Origin of the sequence: Luteimonas sp. TWI382 (assembly GCF_039674545.1) — a bacterium.
Classification (GTDB): domain Bacteria; phylum Pseudomonadota; class Gammaproteobacteria; order Xanthomonadales; family Xanthomonadaceae; genus Luteimonas.
Genome location: NZ_JBDJNS010000027.1, coordinates 35,324 through 51,179 on the forward strand (window position 1 = coordinate 35,324; position 15,856 = coordinate 51,179).

Annotated in this window: 15 protein-coding genes and 4 tRNA genes; 16 read left to right on the forward strand and 3 right to left on the reverse strand. The window is 69.7% G+C overall.

Annotated elements, in window-relative coordinates; translation table 11 throughout:
- Window positions 1-130: 130 nt before the first annotated feature.
- From ABE505_RS14505 to hda, 3 genes are read left to right on the forward strand one after another with little or no spacing between them, the layout of a single operon-like run.
- Complete coding sequence (locus ABE505_RS14505; RefSeq protein WP_346445206.1) at window positions 131-1,216, forward strand: DUF2066 domain-containing protein; 1,086 nt, start codon at window positions 131-133, stop codon at window positions 1,214-1,216.
- A 16-nt stretch (window positions 1,217-1,232) separates the two neighbouring features.
- Window positions 1,233-2,420, forward strand: coding sequence for an AI-2E family transporter (locus ABE505_RS14510; protein WP_346445207.1), 1,188 nt, complete (start codon window positions 1,233-1,235; stop codon window positions 2,418-2,420).
- Window positions 2,417-3,121 carry a DnaA regulatory inactivator Hda gene (gene hda / locus ABE505_RS14515; protein ID WP_346445208.1) on the forward strand — a complete coding sequence of 235 codons (705 nt, stop codon included), beginning with the start codon at window positions 2,417-2,419 and terminating at the stop codon, window positions 3,119-3,121. The genes ABE505_RS14510 and hda overlap by 4 nt, the downstream gene beginning before the upstream one ends.
- 25 nt (window positions 3,122-3,146) lie before the next feature.
- Here hda and moaB read toward each other — a convergent pair whose 3' ends face one another.
- From moaB to hemA, 3 genes are all read right to left on the reverse strand, one after another.
- Window positions 3,147-3,665: a molybdenum cofactor biosynthesis protein B gene (moaB, locus tag ABE505_RS14520; protein WP_346445209.1), complete on the reverse strand. Its 519-nt coding sequence runs from the start codon at window positions 3,663-3,665 to the stop codon at window positions 3,147-3,149.
- Between the two features lie 231 nt (window positions 3,666-3,896).
- Complete coding sequence (gene prfA / locus ABE505_RS14525) at window positions 3,897-4,979, reverse strand: peptide chain release factor 1 (RefSeq protein ID WP_346445210.1); 1,083 nt, start codon at window positions 4,977-4,979, stop codon at window positions 3,897-3,899.
- Window positions 4,957-6,255, reverse strand: coding sequence for a glutamyl-tRNA reductase (gene hemA / locus ABE505_RS14530; protein WP_346445211.1), 1,299 nt, complete (start codon window positions 6,253-6,255; stop codon window positions 4,957-4,959). Before hemA ends, prfA begins: the two co-directional genes overlap by 23 nt.
- 93 nt (window positions 6,256-6,348) lie before the next feature.
- On the opposite strand from hemA, the gene ABE505_RS14535 reads away from it, so the two are divergent.
- The 13 genes from ABE505_RS14535 to ABE505_RS14595 all read left to right on the forward strand — a co-directional run.
- Window positions 6,349-8,043 carry a tetratricopeptide repeat protein gene (locus ABE505_RS14535; RefSeq protein ID WP_346445212.1) on the forward strand — a complete coding sequence of 565 codons (1,695 nt, stop codon included), beginning with the start codon at window positions 6,349-6,351 and terminating at the stop codon, window positions 8,041-8,043.
- A complete protein-coding gene (lolB, locus tag ABE505_RS14540; protein ID WP_346445213.1) occupies window positions 8,040-8,717 on the forward strand; it encodes a lipoprotein insertase outer membrane protein LolB in 678 nt (225 codons plus the stop codon). The genes ABE505_RS14535 and lolB overlap by 4 nt, the downstream gene beginning before the upstream one ends.
- Window positions 8,714-9,589, forward strand: a complete 876-nt coding sequence (ispE, locus tag ABE505_RS14545) for a 4-(cytidine 5'-diphospho)-2-C-methyl-D-erythritol kinase (protein WP_346445214.1) — start codon at window positions 8,714-8,716, stop codon at window positions 9,587-9,589. The genes lolB and ispE overlap by 4 nt, the downstream gene beginning before the upstream one ends.
- A gap of 69 nt (window positions 9,590-9,658) precedes the next feature.
- A tRNA-Gln gene (locus ABE505_RS14550) sits at window positions 9,659-9,734 on the forward strand.
- 66 nt (window positions 9,735-9,800) lie between these two features.
- Window positions 9,801-10,760: a ribose-phosphate diphosphokinase gene (locus ABE505_RS14555; RefSeq protein WP_346445215.1), complete on the forward strand. Its 960-nt coding sequence runs from the start codon at window positions 9,801-9,803 to the stop codon at window positions 10,758-10,760.
- An 83-nt stretch (window positions 10,761-10,843) separates the two neighbouring features.
- Window positions 10,844-11,497 carry a 50S ribosomal protein L25/general stress protein Ctc gene (locus ABE505_RS14560; RefSeq protein ID WP_346445216.1) on the forward strand — a complete coding sequence of 218 codons (654 nt, stop codon included), beginning with the start codon at window positions 10,844-10,846 and terminating at the stop codon, window positions 11,495-11,497.
- Window positions 11,498-11,549: 52 nt separating this feature from the next.
- Window positions 11,550-12,134 (forward strand): aminoacyl-tRNA hydrolase, encoded by a 585-nt coding sequence (gene pth / locus ABE505_RS14565; RefSeq protein ID WP_346445217.1) that lies wholly within the window; start codon window positions 11,550-11,552, stop codon window positions 12,132-12,134.
- Window positions 12,135-12,219: 85 nt separating this feature from the next.
- Complete coding sequence (gene ychF, locus ABE505_RS14570; RefSeq protein WP_346445218.1) at window positions 12,220-13,311, forward strand: redox-regulated ATPase YchF; 1,092 nt, start codon at window positions 12,220-12,222, stop codon at window positions 13,309-13,311.
- 209 nt (window positions 13,312-13,520) lie between these two features.
- Window positions 13,521-14,588 carry an isoaspartyl peptidase/L-asparaginase gene (locus ABE505_RS14575; RefSeq protein ID WP_346445219.1) on the forward strand — a complete coding sequence of 356 codons (1,068 nt, stop codon included), beginning with the start codon at window positions 13,521-13,523 and terminating at the stop codon, window positions 14,586-14,588.
- A 139-nt stretch (window positions 14,589-14,727) separates the two neighbouring features.
- Window positions 14,728-14,813 (forward strand) — tRNA-Tyr (locus ABE505_RS14580).
- A 62-nt stretch (window positions 14,814-14,875) separates the two neighbouring features.
- A tRNA-Gly gene (locus ABE505_RS14585) sits at window positions 14,876-14,949 on the forward strand.
- 37 nt (window positions 14,950-14,986) lie between these two features.
- Window positions 14,987-15,062, forward strand: a tRNA-Thr gene (locus ABE505_RS14590).
- A gap of 95 nt (window positions 15,063-15,157) precedes the next feature.
- The coding region (locus ABE505_RS14595; RefSeq protein ID WP_346445220.1) for a GTP-binding protein at window positions 15,158-15,856 on the forward strand (699 nt) is incomplete at its 3' end.

A 15,856-nucleotide genomic window follows, 5' to 3' on the forward strand; every position in this document is an offset into this window, starting at 1 on the left:
GAAAGGACCGGGGATTCTAGCAGCCGCGGCCCGCTCGCCGCGGCTGGCGCGGGAATGGATCGCGACGGACCGCTCGCACGGTTTGTGGCACCATCCCGCGTCGATGTCCCCCCGACCCAGGATCAACCGGATGCACCGCCCGAAGCGCTCGTTGGGAATGATGGCGTGGCTGCTGGCCGCCTTGCTGCTGGCCGCCGGCCAGGCGGCTGCACAGCGCGTGGAAGGCGACCGCGCCGAAGGGACCGGCCTGTACTCGGCCGAGATCCCGGTGCGCAGCCAGAACGAGAACGAGCGCACCGCGGGCTTTTCGCGCGCGCTGGCCCAGGTGCTGGGCAAGCTGTCGGGCGACCGCGGGGTCGCCCAGCGGCCGGGCGTATCGCAGGAACTGCGGCGTGCAGAACAGTACGTGGAGGGCTACGACTACCGCCAGGACGAGGGCGTGTCCTCGCGCGGCTCGCCGACCTTCACCACGACCCTGGTGGTGCGCTTCCGCCCCGAGGACGTCGACGGCGTGGCCGCTGCGCTCGGCCTGCCGGTGTGGCCCGACCCGCGGCCCAAGCCGGTGCTGTGGCTGGCGATCGACGACGGCTCCGGGCCGCGGCTGGTCGGGCTGCAGCAGAACAACGTCGCCCGGCCCGTGCTCCAGCGCGCGATCGAACGCGGCTACCGGTTGGGACTGCCCGGCGGCAGCGCCGCCGAGCAGGCCGCCGTCGGCGCGATCTGGCGCGGCGACACTGCCGCGATCGCCCGCATCTCGGCGCGCTACAACCCGCCGATGCAACTGGTCGGCAAGCTCTACCGCGACGGCAGCGGCTGGAAGGCCGACTGGATCTTCGTTGATGGCGGCCGCGTGCTGGCGCGCTGGAGCGAAACCGGCGACGACGCCCGGCGGATTCTGCCCACTGGCGCCGATGGCGCCGCCGACGCGCTGACCCGCCGCTATGCCAAGGCCAGCCCGGCGGGCGCGCCCTCGACCGAGGCGATCCTGTTCACCGGCATCAACAGCAGCGCCGATTTCATCCGCTTGTCGGCGCAGTTGCAGCGCATGTCGGTGGTCCGTGCGATCCGCCCGGTGCGCGCGACCCCGCGCGGGCTGGAGGTCCAGCTGGACCTGCTGACCGGTCTGAGCGGGTTTCGCCGCATGGCCGACGAGAATGTGCTGGTCGAGGCCGACGGCGCCCCCGAGGGCGTGACCCCCACCTTCCACCTGCGCTGACCGCGCCAGGATCGCCATGACCGAGCACGATCCCGCGACCGCCGACATCGCGCGTTTCCTCCGGCGCCTGCAGTGGGGGCTGGCGCTGGTTGTGGTCGCCTGGGTGATCGGGCAACTGGGCCCGGTGCTCACCCCGTTCGTGCTGGCCGCATTGCTGGGCTGGCTCGGCGACCCGCTGGTCGACCGCCTCGAACGCCGCGGCCACTCGCGCACGCTGTCCGTCTCGCTGGTCTTCGCGCTGATGACGCTGTTGTTGGCGCTGGTGCTGATCATCCTGGTGCCGATGATCGAGCGGCAGATCGTGACCCTGGTCGACAGCCTGCCGGCGTATCGCGACTGGATCATCGGCACCGCGCTGCCGTGGATCGAACAGCGCACCGGCTACGAAGTGGTCGCCTGGCTCGACACCGATCGGCTGATCGAGTTGATCCGCGAGCACTGGCAGCAGGCCGGTGGCGTGGCCGCAGCGGTGCTGGGCTACCTGTCGCGCTCGGGCTTCGCGCTGTTGGCGGTGGTCATCAACCTGGTGCTGGTGCCGATCCTGACGTTCTACTTCATGCGCGACTGGGACCTGCTGGTCGAGCGCTGCGCGTCGCTGGTGCCGCGCGACCACATCGGCACCGCCAACCGGCTGGCGCGCGAGACCAGCGACTCGCTCGGCGGCTTCCTGCGCGGCCAGTTCCTGGTGATGCTGGGGCAGGGGGCGATCTACGCGGTCGGCATGTCGCTGGTGGGCCTGCGCCTGGGCCTGCTGATCGGCATGATTGCAGGCCTGATCAGTTTCATTCCGTACCTGGGCGCGACCGTCGGCATCGCGATGGCGTTGATCGCCGCGATCGTCCAGGTCCAGGGCTTCGACTGGACGCTGCTGATCCTGATCGGCGTGGTGTTCACGATCGGCCAGCTCGTCGAGAGCTATGTGCTGACCCCGCGCCTGGTCGGCGACCGGATCGGCCTGCATCCGGCCGCAGTGATCTTCGCGGTGCTGGCCGGTGGCCAGTTGTTCGGGTTCCTGGGCATGCTGCTGGCGTTGCCGATGGCAGCGGTGGCCAACGTGCTGTTGCGCTATGCGCACGAACGCTATACCCAGAGCAAGCTGTACGCGGGCGACAAGCCGACGATCGCGTTGTCGGGCCGCACGATCGTGCTGCCCGCCGACAGCCGCGACGGCCGCGACGACGAGCCGGTCGATCCGACGCGATGAGTGCGCCATCGCCGCAACTGCCGCTGGCGCTGCGCTATCCGCCGGACCAGCGGCTGGACACGTTCGTCGCAGACGATCCGGCGCTGCTGCCGCAGCTGCGCGATTTCGCACTCGCCGGCGTTCGCCGCGCGCTGTACGTCGCCGGTCCGGCGGGGACCGGGAAGACCCATCTGGCGATCGCGCTGTGCGCGCAGGCCGAACAACTGGGACGCAGCGCCGTCTACCTGCCACTGCGCAGCCTGGCCGGGCGCGTGCGCGCCGCCGCCGAGGCGTTGCAGGGCCATGATCTGGTCGCGGTCGACGGCCTGGAGGCGATCGCCGGGGACCGCGACGACGAGGTTGCGCTGTTCGACCTGCACAATCGCCTGCATGATGCTGGTCGCAGCGTGTTCTACACCGCCGACCAGCCGCCCGAGGCGCTGGCGCTGACCTTGCCCGACCTGCGTTCTCGCCTCGGCCAGAGCGTCCGCGTGGTGTTGACCCCGCTCGACGACGCCGGCCGGCACGCGTTGCTGCGCCTGCGTGCGGAACGCCGCGGTCTGCAGGTGGATGCGGCGACGATCGACTGGTTGCTGCGGCGTGTCGATCGCGACCTGCCTGCGCTGACCGCGCTGCTCGACCGGCTCGACCGGGCCTCGCTGGCCTCGCAGCGCCGGCTCACCGTGCCGTTCGTGCGTCAGGTGCTGGCCGAGGCCTCGTAGCGGCAGTCGCGGCGCCTGCGCGCCGTCATTCCTTCAGACGCGGGCGGATCGTCGCCAGGTTGCAGGGGCGGGTGGTCGAATCGAGTTGGTGGCGGATGATCCGCTCCCAGGCCGTCGTGCAGGCCGAGGTCGAACCGGGCAGGGCGAAGATGAAGGTCGCGTTCGCCAGACCGGCGAACGCGCGCGACTGCAGCGAAGAAGTGCCGATCTCCTCGAACGACACCGCGCGGAACAGTTCGCCGAAGCCCGGCATCTCCTTGTCGAGCAGCGGCAGCAGCGCCTCGGGCGTCGAATCACGGCCGGTGAAGCCGGTGCCGCCGGTGACCAGGATGCCGTCGACATCGGGATCGGCGATCCAGCGCGAGACCAGCGCGCGCATCGCGTAGCGGTCGTCGGGCAGCAACGCGCGCTCGGCGACACGATGACCATCGCTGCGCAGCGCGTCGGCGAGGTAGTCGCCCGAGGTGTCGTTGGCGGCGGTGCGGGTGTCGGAGACCGTCAACACACAGATGGACAGCGGAATACGTTCGTTCAGTGCGCTCATGCAGTCAGATTACCACCGGCATGCGCATGCCCGGCGCGCAGCCGGGTGTGACGGATGGTCGCGATGCCTGCGCTTGAGTTGACTCGAAACGCATGCAGGTCCGCGCACACCCTGGCGGCCCCCCGCCTGCGCGGGGAAGGTTGCAGTCCATGGGGCTTGCGGCGCGGCGCCCATTACGCCCCTCCCCCGCGCGCGGGGGAGGTCGACGCCGGAGGCGTCGGGTGGGGGCTGTCACTGCGCGGTCAGCTGCGCCAGCGCGTCGGCCTGGTGTTCCTGCGACAAGCGGTCGACGAGGGGTTCGAGCTGGCCCTCGAGCACGTTGGGCAGGTCGTAGAGGGTGAGGCCGTCGACCCGATGGTCGGTGATCCGGCCCTGCGGGTAGTTGTAGGTGCGGATGCGCTGGCTGCGGTCGCCGCTGCCGACCTGCAGTCGGCGGATCTGCGCCGTCGCGGCCGCGCGGCGTTCGGCCTCGGCCTCGGCCAGCATCGCGCGCAGCCGCTTCATCGCCTTGTCGCGGTTGGCGTGCTGGCTGCGTTCGGTCTGCGACTCGACCACGGTGCCGGTGGGCACGTGGGTGATGCGGATCGCCGAGTCGGTCTTGTTGACGTGCTGTCCACCCGCGCCCGAGGAGCGGAAGGTATCGACCTTCAGGTCGGCCGGGTTGAGCACGATATCGGTGGCCTCGTCCTCGATCGGAATGATCGCCACGGTTGCCGCCGAGGTGTGGATCCGCCCTTGCGATTCGGTCTCGGGCACGCGCTGCACACGGTGGGTGCCCGACTCGAACTTCAGCCGCGCGTAGGCGCCGGCGCCCTCCACGCTGGCAACGATCTCGCGAAAACCGCCGTGCTCGCCGGGGCTGGCCGATTCGACCTCGACCCGCCAGCCGCTGCGCTCGGCGAAACGCTGGTACATCCGGAACAGATCGCCGGCGAAGATCGCGGCCTCGTCGCCGCCGGTGCCGGCGCGGATCTCCAGGTACAGGCCGCCCTCGTCGCGGGCGTCGCGAGGGACCAGCAGCGCGAGCAGTTCGGCCTCGAGCGCCTCGAGCCGCGCGGTCGCCGCAGCGATCTCCTCTTCTGCGAGTTCGCGCAGGTCCGCGTCGTCGAGCATCGCGCGCGCAGCCGCAAGGTCGGCATGGGCGGCCCGTTCCTGCGCCAGCGCCACCGACAGCGGTTCGAGCTGGGCGAACTCGCGCGACAGCGCACGGTAGCGGGCCTGGTCGGCGACCGTGGCCGGATCGGAGAGCAGGCGTTCGACCTCGTCGCGACGCTCGGCCAGGGCCTCGAGCTTAGCGCGCAGGGTCGGCAGCATCGGCATCGGTCCGGGCGGGGGCAGGCGGCAGCAGCCGGTCGAGGCTGTCGGCCAGTGCGTCGTCGCCGCGCAACGCGGCTTCGCGCAGCGCGGCGGTAGGCAGGTGCAGCAGCCGGTTGGTCAGGGTGTGGGCAAGCAGCTCGAGCACCGCCTCGGGGGGCTGCCCGGCTGCCAGTTGTTGGCGCGCGCGCGCCAGCGAATCGCTGCGGATCGCGTCGCCGTGCGCGCGCAGCCGCTTGACCGGAGCCAGCCGCGCGCTCGCCGCACGGGTTTCGCCGTAACGGCTGACCTGCAGGTCGATGATCGCCTCGGCATCGTTCGCGGCCTCGCGCCGGCTGCGCCGGTTGTCGTCGAGCGTGCGTTCGAGGTCGTCGACCGTGTACAGGAACACGTCGCGCAGATCGGCGACATCGGGTGCGATGTCGCGTGGCACGGCGAGATCCATCAGCAGCATCGGGCGGTGCTTGCGCGCGGCCAGTGCGGCGGCGACCTGCGGCCGGGTCAGCACCGGCTCGCGGCTTGCGGTGGCCGAGAACACGATATCGGCCAGAAACAGATGGCGATCGATCTCGTCGAGCGGCAGCGCGATGCCGCCGTGCCGTGCCGCCAGTTCCTGGGCGTGGGCATAGGTCCGGTTGGCGACCAGCAGCCGTTTGACCTTGGCCTGCGCCAGATGCCGTGCCGCCAGTTCGATGGTCTCGCCGGCGCCGACCAGCAACACCGCCGAATCGGACGGCCGCGAGAACGATTCCTGCGCCAGCCGCACGGCGAGCGAGGCGACCGACACCGGGCTGTTGCCGATCCGGGTTTCGCTGCGCGCGCGCTTGGCGGTCACGAACGCATGCTGGAACACGCGGTCGAGCTCGCCGCCCAGCGTGCCGGCGCTGCGTGCGGTGGCCCAGGCCTGCTTGACCTGGCCGAGGATCTGCGGCTCGCCGAGCACCAGTGAGTCCAGCCCGGTCGCGACCCGGAACAGGTGGCGCACCGCATCGTCGTCGCGATGGCGGTAGAGATAGGCGTCGAGCGAACCGCCGCCAGTGCCGCCGTCCTGGTCGGGATGGGCGCCCAGCCAGTGGGCCAGCGCGCTGCCGTCGTCGTCGGCCACCGCGTAGAGCTCGGTGCGGTTGCAGGTCGACAGCAGCGCGACCTCGCGCACCGGGGGCAGCGATTTGAGTTCGGCCAGCGCCGTCTGCAGCGCGTCCCCGGAGAACGCGACACGCTCGCGCAAGGCGACCGGCGCGGTCTGGTGGTTGATGCCGAGGGCGTACAGACTCATGGGCTGGCGGGCTCTCCGGGGATGGCGCATCCCGTTCAGGCGCTTGCGATAAGCTTCCGGTGAAGCGCCCATTTTACGGCCCGGTTGCCCCAGATGCCCGTTTTCGATTCCATTCCGGTCGCCCGATTGCGTGCGGCCCTGCTGGTGCCGTTGCTTGGCCTGGCCTGCGTGGCACAGGCGCAACGCCCGTCCGAGGCCGCCGACCCGCTCAGGCGCGACGTGCTGGGCGCCACGCTGGCCGGCGAGTTCGCGGTCCAGGCCGGGCGTCTGGACGAGGCCGCCAATTGGTATCTGGACGCAGCCCGCCACTCGGATGGCGATGCCGGGCTGGCCGAGCGGGCGACCCGCATCGCGCTGCTCGCTGGCGATGACCGTCGCGCGGGTCAGGCGCTGGATCTGTGGCGTCGTCATGCGCCTCAGTCGCTGCCGATGCGGGCTGCCGAGGCGACGCTCTCGCTGCGCAATGGGCGCGACCGCGCTGCGCGACGCCAGCTCGAAGCCTTGTTGCGCAGTGGTGATCCCACCGGCTGGCGCCATGCCTTCACGGTGTTGTCGGGCGGCGGCCGCGACCCGCAGCAGGCGGCGCGGTTGCTTGAGCGGATCGTCGCCGACGGCGCGATTCCCGATGAGTTGCAGGCATGGATGGCGTTCGGCGGTTTGGCCCAGCGCCTCGATCGTCCCGACTTGACCGAACGTGTTCTCGACAACATCGTCGCGCGCTTCCCTGGCGAGCCGCGGGTCGCACTGCTGCGGGCCAGCCAACTACGCGAATCCGGTCGTACCGACGAGGCCCGCGCGGCGCTGGCGGCGATGGCCGAGGCGGCGCTGGCCGCGCCTGACCTGCGTCTGGCGATCGCAAGCGAGTACGAGGCGATGGGCGATCTCGACGCCGCCGAAGCCACGCTGGCCAACGGGCCGCAGGACGGGCGCACCTATGTGCTGCGGGCCTCGCTGCTCGCCCGCGCCCAGGACAAGACGCGGCTGGGGGCGCTGTACGAGGAGGTCAAGGCCGTGGCGCTGGCGCCCAATCCCGCGCAGCGCCTGCTGCTGGGGCAGATGGCCGAGTACCTCGAACAGTACGATCAGGCGCTGGAGTGGTACGACGCGGTGCCGGGCGGCGAAGAACGCTTCCAGGCCAGGCTGCGCGGCGCCCGGGTATTGCACGAGTTGGGGCGCCGGGACGAAGCCTGGGCGCGCTTGCGCGCGCTGCAGGCCGACGGCGCTGCCGATGACGAGTTCCGCCGCAGCGCCTACCTGCTGGAAGCCGAGCTGCGCCAGTCGGCCGACGATCCGGCCGAGCTCGATGCCTACAACCGCGGGCTGTCGGCGATGCCCGACGACCCGGCCCTGCTTTACGCACGCGCCCTGATGTGGGAGCGCCGAGACGACATTCCGCGCGCCGAGGCCGACCTGCGCCGGTTGCTGGTGGCCGAGCCGGAGAACGTGGCCGCGCTCAATGCGCTGGGTTACACGCTGGCCGACCGCACCACCCGTTACACCGAGGCGCTGGAACTGATCGACCGCGCGCGCGTGGCCGAGCCCGACAACGCCGCGATCGTCGACAGCTACGGCTGGGTGCTGCACCGGCTGGGACGCAATGCCGAGGCGCTGGTGGAGCTGCGCCGGGCCTATTCGATGATGAAGGACGCGGAAGTCGCTGCGCATATCGCCCAGGTGTTGTGGGCGATGGGGCGCCGCGATGAGGCCCGCAAGTACTTCGAGGAGGCGCGCGCCATCGACCCGGAGAACCGGTCGCTGCTGCGTGCGCTGGAAGTCACCGGCGCATGAGGCGCTGGCGTGGGATGGCGATGCTCGCGGCGATGGTCGCGCTGTCGGCCTGCACCAGCGTTCCGGTCCGGCCGCCCGCCGAGGTCGTGCGGCTCGACGCCGACGCGCGGGCGGCGGCCGATGCCCGGCTCGCCGCGCGTGAGGCGGCAGTGCGCGCCCTGTCCGAGTTCGGCTTCGCCGGGCGCGTCGCGATGTCCAACGGTCGCGATGGCGGCAGTGGCCGCATCGAGTGGCAGCAGCAGGGCGCGCGCTATCGCGTCGTGCTCAGTGCGCCGGTCACGCGCCAGAGCTGGCAACTGCAGGGCGGGCCGGAAGGCGCGCGGATCGACGGCCTGGACGGCGGCCCGCACGAACGTGCCGATGTCGGGCAACTGCTGTGGGAGACCACCGGCTTCGAGATCCCGGTGGCGGCAATGGCCGCCTGGGCGGCCGGCGCGCGCGCTGACGCCGCACTGTCGGGCGAGGCCCAGGTCGACTACGACGCCGCGGGGCGGCTGGCACGGCTGCACCAGGACGGCTGGACGATCGACTACCTGGAATGGCAACCCGAGACTGCCGGGGCGCTGGCGCTGCCGACCCGCGTGAATGCCGCGCGCGGCACTGCGCGGGTGCGGCTGGTGGTCGATGCCTGGACGCTTCCCGACGTCGCGCCGGCAGCGCCCGTGACGCCATGACCCCGCGGGACGAGGCCGGCTGGTCCAGTTGGCCGGCTCCGGCCAAGCTCAATCTGTTCCTGCGGATCACCGCCCGGCGCGCAGACGGCTACCACGCCTTGCAGACGGTGTTCCGGATGCTCGACTGGGGCGACACGGTGCGCCTGCGGCTGCGAGACGATGGCCAGGTCCGCCGGATCGGTGCCTCGGTCCCGGGTCTGTCGGAGGACGATGATCTCGTTGTGCGCGCGGCGCGATCGCTACAACGTGCGGCCAATTGCACGCAAGGCGTCGATATCGCCGTCGAAAAGCAAATCCCCACGGGTGCAGGGCTGGGCGGCGGATCGTCCGATGCAGCGACTGTGCTGCGTGCGCTCGACCGGCTGTGGGACACCGGTCTGGGCGAGGATCGGCTGGCCGCGCTGGGGCTGGCGCTGGGGGCCGACGTGCCGGTCTTCGTCCGCGGGCGCAATGCCTGGGCCGAGGGGGTGGGTGAGACGTTGACGCCGGTGGCGCTCGAGCCAGCCTGGTATCTGCTCGCCGACCCCGGCGTGCACGTGAACACCGCGGGTCTGTTCCAGGCCCCTGAATTGACGCGAAATGCCCAGCCCGCGACAATGGTCGACTTCGTTTCAGGTGCATCGCTCGGCAACGCGTTCGAGCCGGTCCTGCGGCGCCGCGAACCTGCCGTCGAGGCGGTGTTTGCTGCGCTCGCAACGATCGGCACGCCGCGCCTGACCGGGACGGGCAGCGGCTGCTTCGTCGAATTCGCGACCCGCGAATCCGCCGAGGCCGCCCAGGCGCAGGTCGCATCGCGGGCTCAGACCCGCGTCGTCGCCGGTGCCGCCCGCTCGCCGCTGCTCGACGCACTGGAAATGGAGATCCGGAGTTAGGGATTGGAGATCTGGAGGGCCTGGTGCCTGCCCGATTCCTGATCCCCGATCTCCAGTCCTGTTCGCCATAGGGGCGTCGCCAAGTGGTTAAGGCACCGGGTTTTGATCCCGGCATTCGCAGGTTCGAATCCTGCCGCCCCTGCCATGCCCGTGCGCGCGTGCGTGCGCGGTCCTTCCATCCGCTCGGTCAGAGCGACGCGGAATCTCCGACATGAAAGAAGAACGCAATCTCCTGATCTTCTCGGGCAACGCCAATCGCCCGCTCGCCAAGTCCGTCTGTCGCGAGTTGGGCGTGCGCCAGGGGCGGGCGCTGGTGTCCACGTTCTCCGACGGCGAGGTGCAGGTCGAGATCGAGGAGACCGTGCGCCGCCAGGACGTGTTCGTCCTGCAGCCCACCTGCGCACCCTCGGCCGAGAACCTGATGGAGCTGCTGGTGCTCATCGACGCGCTCAAGCGCGCATCGGTCTCGAGCGTCACCGCGGTGATTCCGTACTTCGGCTACTCGCGCCAGGACCGCCGGCTGCGTTCGAGCCGTGTGCCGATCACTGCCAAGGTCGCCGCGCGCATCATCACCGCTGCCGGCGCCGATCGCGTGCTGACGGTCGACCTGCACGCCGACCAGATCCAGGGGTTTTTCGACATCCCGGTCGACAACGTCTATGCCTCGCCGTTGCTGCTGGCCGACATCTGGCGCGCACACGGCACCGACAACCTGATCGTCGTGTCCCCGGACGTCGGGGGCGTGGTGCGCGCGCGCGCGATCGCCAAGCGCCTGGACGATGCGGAGCTGGCGATCATCGACAAGCGCCGTCCGCGTGCGAACGTCGCCACGGTGATGAACATCATCGGCGACGTGCAGGGCAAGACCTGCGTGCTGGTCGACGACATCGTCGATACCGCCGGTACGCTGTGCGCCGCCGCCGCCGCGCTCAAGGCGCAGGGGGCCATCAAGGTCGTCGCCTACTGCACGCACGCGGTGCTGTCGGGGGCTGCGATCGACAACATCAACAAGTCCCAACTCGACGAAATGGTCGTCACCGACACCATTCCGCTGTCGGAGGCTGCGCGCAACTGCGCGCGCATCCGCCAGCTCAGCGTCGCCGAACTGCTCGCCGAGACGATCCGCCGGATCGCGTTCGGCGAGTCGGTCAGTTCGCTCTACGTCGACTGACCTGCTGCAACGTCTCGTCTGGTCGCGGACGAGACGCATCACCGCCGCGAGGCGGTTCCAACCTAGAAAAAGTGAACACCAACATGGCTACCACGCATGAAATCAAGGTGCAGCGCCGCGAGGACGAGGGGAAGGGTGCGAGCCGCCGCCTCCGTCACGCCGGTGAAGTGCCTGCCGTCGTCTACGGCGGCGACCTCGCACCGGTGAGCATCAAGCTCAGCCACAACGATGTCTGGCTCGCCAGCCAGCACGAGTGGTTCTACGCGTCGATCCTCGACCTGAGCCTCAACGGCGACGTCCAGAAGGTGCTGCTGCGCGACATGCAGCGTCACCCGTTCAAGCAGCAGATCCTGCACCTGGACTTCCAGCGCGTGAACGACAACGAGGTGATCAAGACGGCGGTGCAGCTGCACTTCCTCAACGAGGAGACCTCGCCGGCCGGCAAGGCGGCCGACGTGATCGTCATGCACGAGCTCACCGAAGTCACCGTGACCTGCCTGCCCAAGGACCTGCCGTCCTCGATCGAGGTCGACCTGGCCGATCTGGCTGTCGGCGACATCATCCACCTCTCGGCGCTGAAGCTGCCCAAGGGTGTGGAGATTCCCGAGCTGGCGCTGGGTCCCGATCACGATGTGGCCGTCGTCGTCGCCAAGCACGGTCGCGTCGAAGCCGAGCCGGAAGAGGGCGAGGGCGCATCGGCCGACGTGCCGGCGACCAAGGCCGCGAAGGACGAGTGATTCCGTCCAGGACGCGTGCGCCCGTCGGCGCGCGCGTCCAGGCGGCGTTGCAATGACGACCGGTCTGCAATTGATCGTGGGGCTGGGCAATCCCGGTCCCGAGTACGCGCGGACCCGGCACAACGCCGGGTTCCGCGTCGTCGACGAGCTCGCCGCACGTGCCGGCGAGGCCTTCGGCATCGATGCCAAGCTGTTCGGCGAGACCGCGCGGGTGCGGATCGGCGGCCATGACGTGCGGCTGCTGAAGCCGGCGACCTTCATGAACCTGAGCGGCAAATCGGTGCTGGCCGCGCAGCGCTTCTGGAAGATCGATCCCGAGTGCACGCTGATCGCCCATGACGAACTCGATCTGCCGCCCGGTGTGGCCCGGCTCAAGTTCGACGGCGGGCATGGTGGCCAGAACGGCCTGCGCGACACGATGCGGCTGCTGGGGCACGGTCGGTTCCATCGCCTGCGCATCGGCATCGGCCATCCCGGCCACCGCGACAAGGTCACGCCCTGGGTGCTGGGCCGACCGAGCGTCGAGGACGACATCCTGATCGGCCGCGCCGTGGACGACGCGATCGACGCGCTGCCGCTCGCGCTGGCGGGCAATGTCATGGACGCGATGACGCGGCTGCATACGGCGAAGCCGTAATTGGTGATTGGCGATTCGTCGCGGCATGCGCCGGCTTGTTCGAATCCCCAATCACGAATTACGAATCACGAATCACGGACGCGCCATGGGCATCAAATGCGGCATCGTCGGCCTGCCGAACGTCGGCAAGTCGACTCTCTTCAATGCGCTGACCAAGGCGGGTATCGCTGCGGCCAACTTTCCGTTCTGCACGATCGAGCCGAACGTCGGCATCGTGCCGGTACCGGATCTGCGTCTGAACGCGCTGGCGACGATCGTCAAGCCGCAGAAGGTGTTGCCAACGGCGGTCGAGTTCGTCGACATCGCCGGGCTGGTCGCCGGCGCGGCCAGCGGCGAGGGCCTGGGCAACAAGTTCCTGTCGCACATCCGCGAGGTCGATGCGATCACGCACGTCGTGCGCTGCTTCGAGAACCCGGACGTCATCCACGTCAACAACAAGGTCGATCCGATCGCCGACATCGAGACGATCGATACCGAACTGGCGCTGGCCGATCTCGATTCGGTCGAGCGCGCGCTGCAGCGCGCCGAGCGTTCGGCCAAGACCGGCGACAAGGAGGCGAAGGTCCGCGCCGAGGTGCTCGGCCGCGTGCACAAGGGGCTGGCCGACGGTCAGCCGGTACGGTCGCTCAAGCTGTCGGACGACGACCGCGCAGCGATCCGCGATCTGTTCCTGCTCACGGCCAAGCCGGTGCTGTACATCGCCAACGTGCTCGAGGATGGCTTCGAGAACAATCCGCACCTCGACGCGGTGCGCGCGCGCGCGGTGGGCGAGGGCGCCGAGGTTGTGCCGGTGTCGGCAGCGATCGAAGAGGAGCTGTCGCAGCTCGACGACGCCGACCGTGATGCGTTCCTGGCCGATCTCGGGCTCGACGAGCCAGGCCTGAACCGGGTGATCCGCGCCGCCTACGGCCTGCTGGCGTTGCAGACCTACTTCACTGCCGGCGTCAAGGAAGTGCGGGCCTGGACGGTGAAGATCGGTGCGACCGCGCCGCAGGCCGCGGCGGTCATCCATACCGACTTCGAGAAAGGCTTCATCCGCGCCGAGGTCGTCGGCTACGACGACTTCATCCGCTACGGCGGCGAATCGGGTGCCAAGGAGGCCGGCAAGTGGCGCCTGGAAGGCAAGGAGTACATCGTCAAGGATGGCGATGTGATGCACTTCCGCTTCAATGTGTGATCGCTGCTGCGTGGGCTCTCGCGTGTGAACTCCACGATGTGAGTCCGCGGCGGCGATCTCGCCAAAGGCGTCCTTCGGGGCGCCTTTGGCGCTTCTGGCGTCGCGGCGCGTCCGAGCGCGAGGGCCGCGCCGCGTCGCATGTCGGCTCGGTACGTCCCGGCGGCGTGTCGCGCCTACACTCGGGGTTTCGTCACACCACCGGAATCCCAATGCGCGCACTTGCCCTGTCCGCCTGCCTCCTGCTGTCGAGCGCGGCCATCGCCCCCTCCCTGGCCGCCGCGTCCGACGCGGCCCCGGCCCCTGCTGTCGCCGGTCCGGTGCTGGCGATCCACGGCGGCGCCGGCGTCGTGCGCGGCAATCTGACGCCCGAGGAAGAAGCGTCGGCGCGCGCGGCGTTGACCCTGGCGCTGCGCACCGGCCACGCCTTGCTGCGCGAGGGGCGGCCGGCGCTCGATGCGGTGGTCGCGGCGGTCACCGTGCTCGAGGACGATCCGGCGTTCAACGCCGGCCGTGGCGCGGTGTTCACCCACGAGGGGCGCAACGAGCTCGACGCCTCGCTGATGGACGGTGCCACGCGCGCCGCGGGCGCGGTCGCGGGCGTGCGACGGATCCGCAATCCGATCCAGCTCGCGCGTCGGGTCATGGAGGACTCGCCACACGTGATGCTGATCGGCGAAGGCGCCGAAGCGTTCGCGCAGTCGCAGGGCGTCGAACTGATCGATCCGGCCTGGTTCCGGACCGAGAAGCGCTGGCAGCAGTTGCAGAAGGCCCGCGCCGAAGGGGCGGCGGCCGAGCGCGCGGCGAGCGTCGTCGCCGATGACCCGCTGCGCTACTTCGGAACCGTCGGCGCGGTCGCGCTCGACGCGCGCGGTGCGCTGGCCGCGGCGACCTCGACCGGCGGCATGACCGACAAGCGCTGGGGGCGGGTGGGCGATGCGCCGGTGATCGGTGCCGGGACCTGGGCCGATGCGCGGTGTGCGGTCTCGGGCACCGGCTGGGGCGAGTTCTACATCCGCAGCGCCGCCGCGCATGCGATCTGCAGTCGCGTCGGGCTGTTGGGCGAGAGCATCGACGAGGCGGCCGCCGCGGTGATCGACCGGGAGATCCCGGCGATGGGCGGCAATGGCGGTGCGATCGCGCTCGATGCCACCGGCCACGTCGTCATGCCGTTCAATACCGAAGGCATGTATCGGGGCTGGATCGGTGCCGATGGCGTGCCGCATGTCGCGATCGGGCGCGACGATGTGGCCGTAGAGGATGGCGCGCCGGCGCGTTGACCGGTACTATGCGCGCCCCGCCATCGCGTACCGCAGGTACCGGGGCGGGGCAGCCTGGCTCCATCGCATCGCGACGTTGACAGGAAGGGAAACTGGCCCCAAAATCGCGGGCTGTTTTCACCGGCAACGCGAAATCGCCGGAGGGATACCCAAGCGGCCAACGGGGGCAGACTGTAAATCTGCTGGCTTACGCCTTCGGTGGTTCGAATCCACCTCCCTCCACCATCTTGCAGTCCGGTGGAACGAACAAGCAGTGCGACAGGTTGTGCGGCAGGCTGGATCCCGGTGCGGGAGTAGTTCAATGGTAGAACCTCAGCCTTCCAAGCTGATGGTGCGGGTTCGATCCCCGTCTCCCGCTCCATTGACGGCTCCGGCCGCATCCAGAGGTTGAAATCGTTGCTCACGTAGCTCAGTCGGTAGAGCACCTCCTTGGTAAGGAGGAGGTCGAAGGTTCGATTCCTTTCGTGAGCACCATATATGCGGATCCTTCCGCGAAGAGCCCGGCCATTCATGGCCGGACTTTTCATTAAGGCAGTCAATTCACAAACGTTCAGCGAGACAAGGCAGCCATGGCAAAGGGTAAGTTCGAGCGCACCAAGCCGCACGTCAATGTCGGCACGATTGGTCACGTCGACCACGGCAAGACGACGCTGACGGCGGCGCTGACGAAGATCGGCGCCGAGCGTTTCGGCGGCGAGTTCAAGGATTACTCCTCGATCGATGCGGCGCCCGAAGAGAAGGCGCGCGGCATCACGATCTCGACCGCGCACGTGGAATACGAGAGCCCGACGCGCCACTACGCGCACGTCGACTGCCCGGGCCACGCGGACTACGTCAAGAACATGATCACCGGTGCGGCGCAGATGGACGGCGCGATCCTGGTGTGCTCGGCCGCTGACGGCCCGATGCCGCAGACGCGCGAGCACATCCTGCTGTCGCGTCAGGTCGGCGTGCCGTACATCGTCGTGTTCCTGAACAAGGCCGACATGGTGGACGACGCCGAGTTGCTCGAGCTGGTCGAGATGGAAGTGCGCGAGCTGCTGAGCAAGTACGAGTTCCCGGGCGACGACACCCCGATCATCTCGGGTTCGGCGCGCCTGGCGCTGGAAGGCGACCAGTCGGAGATCGGCGTGCCTGCGATCCTGAAGCTGGTCGAGGCGCTGGACACCTGGATTCCGGAGCCGGAGCGCGACATCGACAAGGCGTTCCTGATGCCGGTCGAGGACGTGTTCTCGATCTCGGGTCGCGGCACGGTGGTCACGGGCCGT